The organism is Catenuloplanes japonicus, from assembly GCF_000717135.1.
GTDB classification, from domain to species: Bacteria; Actinomycetota; Actinomycetes; order Mycobacteriales; family Micromonosporaceae; genus Catenuloplanes; species Catenuloplanes japonicus.
This window is the reverse complement of record NZ_JNXY01000006.1, coordinates 335,409-347,884: the sequence shown is the minus strand read 5'-3', so window position 1 is coordinate 347,884 and position 12,476 is coordinate 335,409. Positions and strand designations below refer to the sequence as shown.

The 12,476-nt window shown below is 70.6% G+C and carries 12 protein-coding genes; 1 reads left to right on the top strand and 11 read right to left on the bottom strand.

All coding sequences use genetic code 11. From position 1 onward, the window contains the following. Window positions 1-54 precede the first annotated feature (54 nt). A complete protein-coding gene (locus OP04_RS49570) occupies window positions 55-666 on the top strand; it encodes a DUF6082 family protein (RefSeq protein ID WP_051797653.1) in 612 nt (203 codons plus the stop codon). Window positions 667-719: 53 nt separating this feature from the next. Here OP04_RS49570 and OP04_RS51640 read toward each other — a convergent pair whose 3' ends face one another. The 11 genes from OP04_RS51640 to OP04_RS12275 all read right to left on the bottom strand — a co-directional run bounded on the left by OP04_RS51640 (window position 720) and on the right by OP04_RS12275 (window position 12,367). Beyond that, window positions 720-926, bottom strand: a complete 207-nt coding sequence (locus OP04_RS51640; protein WP_085066417.1) for a DUF397 domain-containing protein — start codon at window positions 924-926, stop codon at window positions 720-722. 28 nt (window positions 927-954) lie between these two features. Next, window positions 955-1,830: a helix-turn-helix domain-containing protein gene (locus tag OP04_RS12320; RefSeq protein WP_033339689.1), complete on the bottom strand. Its 876-nt coding sequence runs from the start codon at window positions 1,828-1,830 to the stop codon at window positions 955-957. A 302-nt stretch (window positions 1,831-2,132) separates the two neighbouring features. Continuing rightward, complete coding sequence (ahcY, locus tag OP04_RS12315) at window positions 2,133-3,605, bottom strand: adenosylhomocysteinase (protein WP_033339688.1); 1,473 nt, start codon at window positions 3,603-3,605, stop codon at window positions 2,133-2,135. A 372-nt stretch (window positions 3,606-3,977) separates the two neighbouring features. Next, window positions 3,978-5,087: a mannose-6-phosphate isomerase, class I gene (manA, locus tag OP04_RS12310; RefSeq protein ID WP_033339687.1), complete on the bottom strand. Its 1,110-nt coding sequence runs from the start codon at window positions 5,085-5,087 to the stop codon at window positions 3,978-3,980. Window positions 5,088-5,092: 5 nt separating this feature from the next. Further along, entirely contained in the window at window positions 5,093-6,094 is a 1,002-nt protein-coding gene (locus tag OP04_RS12305) for a cation diffusion facilitator family transporter (protein WP_033339686.1), read from the bottom strand. A 3-nt stretch (window positions 6,095-6,097) separates the two neighbouring features. Beyond that, entirely contained in the window at window positions 6,098-7,321 is a 1,224-nt protein-coding gene (locus OP04_RS12300) for an SIS domain-containing protein (RefSeq protein ID WP_033339685.1), read from the bottom strand. Further along, window positions 7,321-7,536 carry a Trm112 family protein gene (locus OP04_RS12295; RefSeq protein WP_051797650.1) on the bottom strand — a complete coding sequence of 72 codons (216 nt, stop codon included), beginning with the start codon at window positions 7,534-7,536 and terminating at the stop codon, window positions 7,321-7,323. Before OP04_RS12295 ends, OP04_RS12300 begins: the two co-directional genes overlap by 1 nt. A gap of 52 nt (window positions 7,537-7,588) precedes the next feature. Next, window positions 7,589-8,965: a phosphomannomutase/phosphoglucomutase gene (locus tag OP04_RS12290; protein WP_033339684.1), complete on the bottom strand. Its 1,377-nt coding sequence runs from the start codon at window positions 8,963-8,965 to the stop codon at window positions 7,589-7,591. A 145-nt stretch (window positions 8,966-9,110) separates the two neighbouring features. Further along, entirely contained in the window at window positions 9,111-10,121 is a 1,011-nt protein-coding gene (locus OP04_RS12285) for a hypothetical protein (RefSeq protein ID WP_157239723.1), read from the bottom strand. 77 nt (window positions 10,122-10,198) lie between these two features. Next, window positions 10,199-10,864 (bottom strand): deoxyribonuclease V, encoded by a 666-nt coding sequence (gene nfi / locus OP04_RS12280; RefSeq protein WP_033339682.1) that lies wholly within the window; start codon window positions 10,862-10,864, stop codon window positions 10,199-10,201. 72 nt (window positions 10,865-10,936) lie between these two features. After that, on the bottom strand, window positions 10,937-12,367 hold the full coding sequence (locus OP04_RS12275) for an aldehyde dehydrogenase family protein (RefSeq protein ID WP_033339681.1): 1,431 nt from the start codon (window positions 12,365-12,367) through the stop codon (window positions 10,937-10,939). Window positions 12,368-12,476: the final 109 nt, after the last annotated feature.

Genomic DNA, 12,476 nt, shown 5'->3' with positions numbered 1-12,476 from the left:
GAACAATCGACATAGCACTATGCGGCTACCGTGGGAGACCCCGGAAGGAGCCTCATGCGCGCTCGTCGTACCCCGCCCACCGTCGCAAGGCGGGCTGCGAACGTCACCGGCATCAGCACCTTGGCAGCCGGAGCCCTCGCCGCCATCGTCCTGATTTTTCTCTCACCCCTCGCGCTCGGATTCATCGCGAGCGGCAACACCGACTGGAATCAACTGAGCCTCATCGGCCAGTCATACGGGGCGATCTCGGCAATCCTGGCCGCGTTGGCGGTGCTTGGGGTCGCCCTGAGCCTGCGGCTTCAACAGCAGCAGATCGCCGACAACCGGCGCATGTCGATCCGCGAGCAGCAACGAGAACTACTCGTTATGGCGATCGACGATCCGGATCTCCTACGCACCTGGGGCAAGATCCCCATCGCAGACAGCCAGAGCCCGAAGCTGTCCGTCTACGCCAACCTCGTGCTGAACTACATGATCATGCTGTACGACAGCGGCACGGCTGAGTTGGATGAAATCGGGCTGCATCTGCATGCGATGGCTGCAGGGGACTGGATGCCGGAGTACTGGGCGAGCACTCGCACCAACTGGCAGACCACCTACCCGCCCGGCAGGCATCCGGTGGTCGATCTGATGGACGCGGAGTTCGGAGTCTCCTCGAACCGGTAAGGCAGCTGGGCGGGCCGACGCATGCAGCGTCGGCCCGGTACAGCCGGACTACCTCAGTCGCGAACCGGGGGGTTCCGTGTCAGGGCGAGCAGACCGTTCCAGGCGCCCCGACCGAAGGCCAGGGCAGGGCCCTGCGGATCCTTGGAGTCGCGAACATAAACGGTGGAATCACAATCCGCGACCTCGACACAATTTCCGTTCGAGGCGCTTCTGGTGCTCTTGCGCCAGGCCAGAGCACGACCACGCGACGCGGGAGTCATCCGCGCCACCACCTTCTCTCTCATCCACCTATCTATTTCCGGCTTCGCGCGAGGCCGTATGCAGGAAATCTATGGATTTCTCCGGCGACAGCGCTATCGCGCGAAGTTCATCGAAGCTCGCCGCGTATCCCTCGACCTCTTCGGCTCGGGTCTGGAAGATTCCGCCGGTGCGAACTTCACAGTGCACTAACGGGCTTTGCCCACCGGAGAAACGCAAGATCGCAAAAGCTCCGGCTAACGCTGGATGCGCACCCGCGGAGAACGGCAACACCTGGATCGTCACGTTCGCCCGTTCGGACGTTTCGGCCAATCTGATCAGCTGTCGACGCAGTACGCCCGGACCACCCACTTGCCGATGCAACACGCCCTCGTCCAGGATCGCCACGAAGTCCAACGGCGGCTGGCGGGTCAACAGCGACTGCCGAGCCATGCGCACGGCGACCTTCTGGTCTATTTCGCTGACGCCCAGCGCGCGGCCGTCGTGCCGGTGGCCGTCGCTCTCGAAGACGGCACGGGCGTACTCATCAGTCTGCAACAGCCCCGGGACCACCAGGCCCTCATAGCACTGAAGGCTCTCCGCCTCGGACTCGAAGCCGATGAGCATCTCGTAAGCGTCCGGGAGCACGTCGCGATACCCCTCCCACCAGGCACGCTGGCGGGACTGGACCGCGACCGCCTGGATGCGGCGCCGGTCGTCGTCCGGGACGGAGTAGGTGTCGAGGAGCAGGTCGAGGTCGCGGTTGCGGATGCCGGTGTGCGCGGTCTCGATGCGGCTGAGCTTGCTCTCGGACCAGCCCAGCGAACGGGCCACGTCGGCCACGGTGCGTCCGGAGGCGTCGCGGAGGCGTCGTAGCTCCGCTCCGAGTTGCCGTCGTAGGGTTGTCGGGCTGGACTTTACGGCCATCGGCACTACGGTACTGCAAGATCCGATTAGGACAGTGCAGGCCACGGCGGTGTCGGATGCAAAAAGGTGCATCGAGCTGCACTTGCATCCTGAGACTGCAAGTGGCCTAATGAGCACTAAGTCAGACCGGAGCGAACCGGGCTCGACGCGCAGGAGGGGTAGGTCCGGCGGCGGCAAACGCCGGGTCCGCCCCTCCTGACGCGCGATGAGACACGTATGAACACCGCCGCGACCTGAAACGGGCGCGGTCACACAGATCAGGGGCGCCCCACCGTGGCTGGGCGCCCCTGATCTGTTTCGGGTCAGTACCGGTAGTGGTCCGGCTTGAACGGGCCCTCGACCGGCACGTTCAGGTACGACGCCTGCTCCTTGGTCAGCTCGGTCAGCTTGACGCCGAGCGCGGCCAGGTGCAGCCGGGCGACCTTCTCGTCCAGGTGCTTCGGCAGCACGTAGACGCCGATCGGGTACTCGTCGAGCTTCGTGAACAGCTCGATCTGCGCGATCGTCTGGTTCGCGAACGAGTTCGACATGACGAACGACGGGTGGCCGGTGGCGTTGCCGAGGTTCAGCAGGCGGCCCTCGGACAGCACGATGATCGAGTGCCCGTCCTCGAACTTGAACTCGTCGACCTGCGGCTTGATGTTGATCCGCTCGACGCCGGACCGCTTGTAGAGGCCGGCCATGTCGATCTCGTTGTCGAAGTGGCCGATGTTGCCCACGATCGCGTTGTGCTTCATCTGCGCCATGTGGTCGGCGGTGATGACGTTGAAGCAGCCGGTCGCGGTGATGAAGATGTCCGCGGTCGCGACGACGTCCTCGATCGTGGCGACCTGGTAGCCGTCCATCGCGGCCTGCAGAGCGCAGATCGGGTCGACCTCGGTCACGATGACCCGGGCGCCCTGGCCGCGCAGCGACTCCGCACAGCCCTTGCCGACGTCGCCGTAGCCGAAGACCACGGCCACCTTGCCGCCGATCAGCACGTCGGTGGCGCGGTTGATGCCGTCGATCAGCGAGTGGCGGCAGCCGTACTTGTTGTCGAACTTGCTCTTGGTGACCGAGTCGTTGACGTTGATCGCCGGGAAGAGCAGCTTGCCGTCGCGCTGCATCTCGTAGAGGCGGTGCACGCCGGTGGTGGTCTCCTCGGTGACGCCCTTGATGCCGGCCGCGATCTTCGTCCAGCGCTGGTTGTCCTCGGCGAGCGTCTTGTGCAGCGTCTTGAGGATGACCGCGTACTCCTCGGAGTCGGCGGTGTCGACGGCCGGGACCGCGCCCAGCTTCTCGAACTCGGCGCCCTTGTGCACCAGGAGCGTGGCGTCGCCGCCGTCGTCCAGGATCATGTTCGGCCCCTGGCCGTCCGGCCAGACCAGGATCTGCTCGGTGCACCACCAGTACTCGTCGAGCGTCTCGCCCTTCCAGGCGTAGACCGGCACGCCGGAGGGCGCCTCGGGGGTGCCCTCGGGGCCGACCACGATCGCGGCGGCCGCGTGGTCCTGGGTCGAGAAGATGTTGCAGGACGCCCAGCGGACGTCGGCGCCGAGCGCGGTCAGCGTCTCGATCAGCACGGCGGTCTGGATCGTCATGTGCAGCGAGCCGGTCACCCGCGCGCCACGCAGCGGCTGCGTGGCAGCGAACTCGCGCCGGATCGACATCAGGCCGGGCATCTCGTGCTCGGCGAGCTGGATCTCCTTGCGGCCGAAGGCGGCCAGCGACAGGTCGGCCACCTTGTAGTCGCCCTCAGCGACTGTCTGGGGCCGGGCGGGAAGGGTGCTGGTCATGAAAGCTCCTGTCGATACGTCACCGATGACCGACCCACCACCTTACGCGTCACCGGTCGTGGGCGAGGAATCGCGCTGGTCACGGCGCACCCGGCGGATGGCGGAGGTCGTTGGTCACCGTACGCACATGCGCACGGGGCGGTCGGTGGCCTTAGCCCCGACCGCCCCGTGCATCCCCCCGGTTTGGCTTCTCCGCGTGGCCACCCCGTGACCTTGCGTAGTTATAGACTCACACTCAGCAACCAAACTGTCAAGCAAAATCCATAAAAATCGTCATTGGTACGGAGTTGCAAATGGCGAAACGGGGTGGAGGCGGCATGAAACAGGCGCCACCCGCGGTACGAGTGGCGCCTGAGACAGTGTTCGTGAGAGCTAGCCCACGGCAGCGACGAACGCCTCGCCGGGGCCGGAGATGCGCAGCGGCCCCGCGTCCGCGCCCGCGAACGCGGCCGTGCCCGGTGCGATCTCCACCACGGCCTGCCCGTCGTCCACCCGCACGGAGCCGCCCACGGCCAGCACGATGCGCGGGCCCGGCACGTCCAGCACGACCGTCCGGTCGCCCGGCGTCACCTGGTGCAGCAGGAAGTCCGGCACCGGGACCGGCCAGGCGCGCACGCCCTGGGCGATCGCGGTCTCCTCGTGCAGCGGCTCGTGCAGCACCTCGAAGCGCAGCACGCCCAGCAGCTCGTCCACGTCCACGTGCTTCGGCGTCATGCCGCCGCGCAGCACGTTGTCACTGGCGGCCATGATCTCGATGCCGGTGCCGCGCAGGTACGCGTGCAGGTTCCCGGCCGGCATCCAGATCGCCTGGCCGGGCTCCAGCCGCACGTGGTTGAGCAGCAGCGCGACCAGCACGCCGGTGTCCTCCGGGTAGAACCGGGCCAGGTCCGCCACCAGCGGCGCCGTGCCCGCGGCCACCGCGGCCTTGACCAGCCCGGCCCGCTCCTCGGCCGGCCAGGTCAGCAGCGTGCGTACCGCGTCCCGCAGGCCCTCGGGACCGGTCCGCAGGCTCGCCACCACCGGCGCCAGCTCCGCGATGCCGAGCGACTCGATCGTGTCCGCCGAGACGGCCGGGTCGGCGAAGCCGCACAGCGCGTCGAACGGCGTGAGCGCGACCAGCAGCTCCGGCTTGTGGTTCGCGTCGACGTAGCCGCCGTGGCCCTCGGCGAACCGGGCCCGCGCGTGCGCGAGCGTCGGGTGCGCCTGCAGCGACAGCGGCTGCTCAGCGGCGAGGATCTTCATCAGGTACGGCAGGCGGGCGCCGAACTTCTCCGCCACGGCCGGGCCGAGCAGCCGGTCCGGCTCCGCGGCCAGCAGCTCGTCCAGGCCGGTCCCGGCCACCCGCGACGGGTCGGCCGGGTGCGCGCCGATCCACAGCTCCGCCTCCGGCCCGGCCGCGGGCGCGGGACGGCCCTGGATCTCGGCGATGGCGGAGTGCGAGCCCCAGGCGTAGGGGCGGATGACGCTCATCAGAGGCTTCATAAGGTTCAGTTCCCGGTCTGGATCTCGGAGGCGAGCTGGGTGCCGTCGAACCCGGGCTTCGGCACGGCCGCCGCCTCGGCGCTGTAGACGTCCGGCTCAAGATAGATGACGCGGGCGATCGGCACGGCGGCCCGGATCCGCGCCTCGGCCTCGTTGATGTGCCGGGCCACGTCGGCCGCGGTCTCGTCCGCGCGGACCGCGAACTTGGCCGCGACCAGCAGCTCCTCCGGGCCGAGGTGCAGCGTGCGCATGTGGATGATCTGCTGCACCGCGTCGCCGTCCAGCAGCGCCTTCTCGATCGCGGCCTGGTCCTGGCGGGACGCGCCCTCGCCGAGCAGCAGGCTCTTGGTCTCGACGGCCAGGATCGCCGCGATCGAGACCAGCAGCAGGCCGATCGCGCCGGTGCCGAGCGCGTCCCACAGGCCGTTGCCGGTGATCAGCGTCAGGCCCACGCCGACCAGCGCGAGCGCCAGGCCGATCAGCGCGCCGAAGTCCTCCAGCAGTACGACCGGCAGCTCCGGCGCCTTGGCGCGGCGGATGAACTGCTTCCACGACGCCGTGCCCCGGGTGTGGTTGGACTCCTGGATCGCGGTGCGGAACGAGAAGCCCTCCATGGCGAGCGCGGCCACCAGCACCGCGACCGGAACCCAGTGCCACGACGTGATGGCGCCGTGGTTCGGGTCCAGGTGCGCCTCGTGCCACTTGTGATACGCCTCGTAGAGCGCGAACAGACCGCCGACGGAGAACAGCACGATCGACACGATGAACGCGTAGATGTAGCGCTCACGGCCGTACCCGAACGGATGGTCCGGGGTCGCGGCCCGCTTCGCCCGGCGCCCGCCGAGCAGCAGCAGCGCCTGGTTGCCGGAGTCGGCGACGGAGTGGATCGACTCCGCCAGCATCGACGACGACTGGGTGAGCAGGAACGCGACGAACTTGGTCGCCGCGATCCCCAGGTTGGCCGCAAGCGCCGCGATGATCGCCCTACTGCCCCCGCCGGCACTCATAGGTCAGCCGATCCCTTCGGTGCGGATGGGGTTGGACAGCTCCTTCATCTCGGAGATCGCCGGCACCGCCATCGGGTCGAGCCCGTGCGCGAGCGCCAGGTAGATCGACGCGAAGTCGGGCACCGCGATCAGCGACGCCAGCCGCTCCAGCGCGGAGCCGCCCTCCGCGGTCACCACGTCGCAGCGCACGCCGCGGCGCTCGGCCAGCGTCTGCACCGCGTCCGCCCGGCGCTCCTCGACCGCGACCGGCTCGTCGTTCGCCTCCTCGGGGTTGAGGCCGCCGTCGCGCAGCAGCACGATCCGCAGGCGGGTGGCGGCGTCATCGTCGTCCGGGTCCGCGAAGATGTCGCGGGCGGACTCGACCAGGCCGCCGAAGACGCCGTCGAGCAGTCCGACACGGCCGCGGCCGGCCTCGCCGAGCGCGCCGGAGACCACGGGGTACCGCGCGTTGGCGGAGAGCGTGTCCGCGAAGCGCCGGGCCGCGACCGTGGCCAGCGGCGACGAGCCCCAGACGATCGGCACGGACCCGGCCAGGCCGAGCGCCAGCGACTTCGCCGGGTTCACGAACGACTCCAGGCCGGGGCGGCTGCGGTCCGCGTCCGAGTCCAGCCGGGTGGCGGTCTCGGCCAGGTCCGCCTCGTTGATCTTGACCAGGTCGAGGTGGCGCGCGGCCAGCAGCACCGGCACGGCCAGCGACCACAGGCTGGCGCGGGCCGGGGCACGCCGCGGCACGCCGATGAACGTGGCGCGGGCCGACTCGGCCACGGACTGCAGCCGGGAGTCGGGCGCGCCGATCGCGACCAGCCGGGCGCCACGACGGGCCGCGGCCTCGGCGGCGGCGAGCGCCTCCGGGCTCCGGCCGGACGCGGAGACAGCGATCACGACGTCTGCCGCACCGACCCAGCCGGGCACGCCCGGACTGCGGTGCGCCATCACCGGCGCGGGGCAGCGGGGCCCTGCGACGGTGCGGAGGATGTCCGCGGTCAGGACCGCGGTGCCGGCGCCGGCGATGACGACCGCGCGCGGGCGGCCCTCGTCGGCCAGGTCGGCCAGGTTCGCCTCCGCGGCCAGTTGCGCGGACTCGCGCACCTGCGCGCCCGCGGACGCGGTGGCCCGCAGCATCCCGCCGGGGTCCTGCGCGGCCATCAGTCTCTCGTCGTCGAGGATGCTCTCGTCGACGACGCGCCGGCCCTGAATGCCCGCCGTGCCGTCCACCGGGTTGCCCATCAGAGGTCATCCTCCTGGTCCGTGTCGTGCGGACCCGGGACGACGGGAGCCGTCCGTGCCTCCTCGAGCAGCAGCACCGGGATGTCGTCCTCGATCCGGAACTCGCGCCCGCACTCGGTGCAGGTGAGCGTGCCCGCGGCCGCATCATGGTCGAGCGGCGCGTGGTGCGTGTCCGGACAGGCGAGGATCTCCAGCAGCTGCGGGTCGAGGGCCACGAACGGCTCCTTTCCAGGGTCCTGCGGGAATCTTCCCCGCGACCCAAGAATGCTAACCGCGAACGATCGCCAGAACGTCGTCGCGCAGCTGTGCCATGCGATCCGCGGTCGGCGCCTCCACGTTGAGCCGCAGCAGCGGCTCCGTGTTGGACGGGCGCAGGTTGATCCAGGCACCGTCCTCGAACGTGATGGTCAGACCGTCCAGCTCGTCCGTCGGGTTGCCCGAGTAGGCCGCCCGGACCTCGGCGGTCTTGGCCGCCGCATCCGAGACAGTGGAGTTGATCTCACCGGACGCGACGTACCGCTCGTAGGCGACGCCGAGCTCGGAGAGCGGGCGGTCCTGCTCGCCCAGCGCGGCCAGCACGTGCATCGCGGCCAGCATGCCCGTATCCGCGCCCCAGAAGTCGCGGAAGTAGTAGTGGGCGGAGTGCTCTCCACCGAAGACGGCGTCGGTCTTCGCCATCTCCGCCTTGATGAACGAGTGGCCCACCCGCGTCCGGACCGGCTTGCCGCCGTGCTCGGTGACGATCTCCGGCACCGCGTTCGACGTGATCAGGTTGTGGATGATGATGCCGCCGGGGTGCTTGGCCAGCTCACGCACCGCGACCAGCCCGGTGATCGCGGACGGCGAGACCGGCTCGCCCTTCTCGTCGATCACGAAGCAGCGGTCCGCGTCGCCGTCGAACGCCAGGCCGATGTCCGCACCGTGCGCGACCACGGCGGCCTGCAGGTCCACCAGGTTCGCCGGCTCCAGCGGGTTCGCCTCGTGGTTCGGGAACGAGCCGTCCAGCTCGAAGTAGAGCGGCACGATCGAAAGCGGCAGACCGGCCAGCACGGTGTCGCCCAGCACGGCCGGGACGGTGTGGCCGCCCATGCCGTTGCCCGCGTCCACCACGACCTTGAGCGGCCGGATGCCGGACAGGTCGACCAGCGAGCGCAGGTGCTTCGCGTAGTCGGTGAGCAGGTCACGGCGCTCCACGGAGACCTCGCCGACCGGCGTCAGGCCCTCGTCGAGCAGCTGCTGCGCCCGGTCGCGGATCTGCGACAGGCCGGTGTCCTGGCCGATCGGCTTCGCGCCCGCCTTGCACATCTTGATGCCGTTGTACTGCGCCGGGTTGTGGCTGGCGGTGAACATCGCACCGGGCAGCCCGAGCACACCGGACGCGTAGTAGAGAAGGTCGGTCGACCCGAGGCCCGCGTGCACCACCTCGGCACCGGCCGCGATCGCACCGGCCGCGAACGACTCCGCCAGCGCCGGGCCGGACTCGCGCATGTCATGCGCGATCACGATCCGGTCGGCGTCGTCGCCCCGGGCACGCAGCGTCTCGACGAACGCCTGTCCCAGCGCGCACGCCGCCGCGGTGTCGAACTGATCCGGGACCGTGCCTCGCACGTCGTACGCCTTCACGATCCGCGACAGCTCAGCCAACTCAACGCTCCTCACGCCTCGCCCTACGCCTGTGTAGCCGACCGGGGAAGCGTATAGGAGTCGTGTTCACCGGACGTGACGAGGCGGGTGACCGGCAAGCTGCAGGCAGGCCACGTGCGGGTGACAAGCGGACGGCGCGGTGGCACTACTCCGTCACTCTCGGCAACCGGCTGGTCGGGTCCATCGGCGGGCGCGGCGCCCGGTTCGCGTTCGGCCCGGAGGGTGCGCCGGGGTAACGCTGCGTAGGCGGATCGTCCCCGGGCGGCCGCGCGGGGAGCATCTGGGTGGCCGAGGCCGCGCCGCTCCAGCCGCCGGGGGCCGGACGGTAGAGGCTGCCGCCGCCACCGCCGGTCGGGGGCGGACCGCTGAAGCCGCCGCCGGCCGGGAGCGGGCCCCCGGGGTCGGCACGGTTGCGGCGGACCAGCAGCACGATCAGTGCCACGCCGACGCCGACCATGACCACGCCGATCGCGATCGGGACACCGAGACCGGCGAAACCGCCGCCGGACTTCAGCGACACCGGGCCGGTCGGGTCCGGAGGCAGCGAGGCGAACGTGGTCTCGGCCACGACCTCCTCGGTCTCCTCCTCCTCGGGCGTGGGGCTGGGCGACGGGCTCTTCGACGGCGTGCGGCTCGGCGTCGGGCTGGCGGTCACGCCGCCGCGGATGCGCGAGGTGTCGTCCTCCTGCGCGAGCCGGTTGTCGTTGTCGTCGAACATGAAGCCGATGAACTGGACGTCGCCGTTCGGCGCATTCGGCCCGAACGCGACCTTGAACTGCACGGTCTGCTGGCGGTTGCGCTGCCGGCACATCTCCGCCTCGGACGGCTGCACCAGCTGGGTGACGTAGTCGCCGTCGCCCTGCGCCTGCAGCTGCACCTGGACCACGCGGCCGCCGGAGCTGACGCCGACCGCCACCTGGTCCGGCGCGAGATCGTCGGCGCGGATGCGCAGCTGGGCACGGGCCCGGATGCAGCCGTCGTCCTCACGGCGCATGCGCAGGTCCACGTTCTGCGGGCCGCTGCCCGCGGTGAACGTGCCGGGCGCGCTGAGGTTGACCTCGTCCGCGTAGGCGGGCGCCACACCGAGCGTGACGGCACCGATCACGCCGGCCGTCACCGCCACCAGGGCACGCGCCACCCATCGCCGTACAAGCATGGTTCGGAGGCTACATCGATCGCGCGACAATCCCGAAGCCGTCGTTCGGGCGATATCCAAATTCTTTTAACACCATTTCAGCGGGTACGTCCCGCGAGCGCGGCGCGGCAGGCATGGTCGGCCGCGCGGGTCGTCTCGGGCAGCCGGTAGCGCGGGGCCAGCGCCAGGACCTGCGCGGCCGCGCCATCGACGGACATGCGATGGCCCGGCGAGACGAACACCGGCTTGACCCGATCCTGCGTCCGCAACACGGTGCCGACCGTCACCCCATCGAGGGTGATCGGGGTCGCATCGCCGCGCCGCTCGCCCGGCATCGACCACTCGCCGGTGAGATGGGTCTTACCCACGCCCAGCGCCGGCAGGCCGGTGAGCACGCCGAGGTGGCAGGCCAGGCCGAACCGGCGCGGGTGCGTCAGGCCGTGACCGTCACAGACCAGCAGGTCAGGGCGCACGGTCAACCGCTCCAGCGCGTCCAGCAGCGCCGGGATCTCCCGGAACGCGAACAGGCCCGGCACGTAGGGGAACGCGGGGCGGCCGGTCGCCACCGCCTCGTCGACCGGCGCGAGCGTAGCCGCGTCCAGCACCACCACGGCCGCGAACAGGCGTTCGTCGCCGTCCCCGTAGGCCACGTCCAGGCCGGCCACGGTCCGCGGCGGCGCCGCGACGTCGGTCAGGTCGACCAGCGTGCGGAGGCGGTCCTGCTCCGCTTCGGCCTCGGCGACCGTGGTGGGCCAGGTTGCCAACGTCGTTCCTCCCGGCCGGGGCGGGCCGGGCGCTCCCCGTACCGTCGCCGGATCTTGATCTTGATCTTGATTTCAGAGCGCGATGCCGGTGAGCACGAGCACGCGTGGTTCGGTGTAATCGTCCATGGCGGAGCGCAGGCCCTCGCGGCCGACGCCGCTGCCCTTGGTGCCGCCGTAGGGCATCTGGTCGGCGCGGTAGGACGGCACGTCGCCGACGATCACGCCGCCGACCCGCAGCGTCCGGTGCGCGGCGAACGCGGTCCGCACGTCGTGCGTGAACACGCCGGCCTGCAGGCCGTAGGCGGAGTCGTTGACGGCCTCGAACGCGGCCGCGTCGTCCGCCACCCGCTGCACCACCAGGACCGGGCCGAACACCTCCTCGGCCAGCACCTTCGCCCCGGCCGGCACATTCATCAAGATCGTCGGGGGGTACGACGTGCCGTCGCGCTTCCCGCCGGCCAGCACCCGCGCGCCGGCCGCGACCGCCTCGTCCACCCACGCCTCGACCCGCTGTGCCGCGTCCTCGGTGATCAGCGGGCCGACGTCGGTCGCCTCGTCGGACGGGTCGCCGGTCACCAGCGCGCGCACCTCCTCGACGAGCTGCGCGGCGAACCGGTCGTGGACGGCGTCGTGCACGTACACCCGCTGGACCGCGATGCAGCTCTGCCCGGCCTGGTAGTTGGAGAAGACCGCGATCCGCTTCGCCGCGTGGGCGAGGTCGTCGTCCGCGGACCAGTCCGCACAGATCACCACCGCGGCGTTGCCGCCCAGCTCCAGCGTCACGTGCTTGCGCGGCACCGAGTCCTGGATCAGGCCGCCGACCGGGCCGGAACCGGTGAACGACACCACCGGCAACCGCGGGTCCTTCACCAGCTCGGCCGTGCGGTCGTTCGGCAGCGGCAGCACGGAGAACATGCCCTCCGGCAGGTCCGTCTCGGCCAGCAGCTCGCCCAGCAGCAGCGCGGACAGCGGCGTGGCCGGGGCCGGCTTCAGCACGATCGGCGCGCCGGCCGCGATCGCGGGCGCGATCTTGTGCGCCACCAGGTTCAGCGGGAAGTTGAACGGGGAGATGCCCAGCACCGGGCCCTTCGGCACGCGCGTGACCAGCGCCATCCGGCCATCGCCGGCCGGGTCGGTGTCCAGGCGCTGCAGGTCGCCGGCGAAACGGCGTGCCTCCTCCGCGGCCCAGCGGAACACGGAGACCGCGCGGGCCGCCTCGGCGCGCGCCCACTTCAGCGGCTTGCCGTTCTCCGCTGTGATCAGGCGGGCGACCTCGTCGTTCCTCTCCTGGAGGCGCTTCGAGACGTGGTCCAGCGCGGCTGCCCGCCGGTGGGCGGGAAGGCTCTGCGGGGCCCGGGTGGCCGCGACGATCGCGGCCTCGACCTGCGCGGGCGTGGCGAACGTGGTGCGGCCGACCGCGGCGCCGTCGTACGGATGCCGCACGATCACCTCGACTTCGCCGTGCACGGGGCGTCCTGCGAGGTAGAACGGGGTCATGTCCATGGCGCGGATCCTCTCCCTATGGTTTCAGCGTAGTCCGCGTGACCGATCGGGCCGGAACGGTTGCTCGCCGCGGGTTCCGTCGCGAGGATGACGGGAACGGCTTTCAACG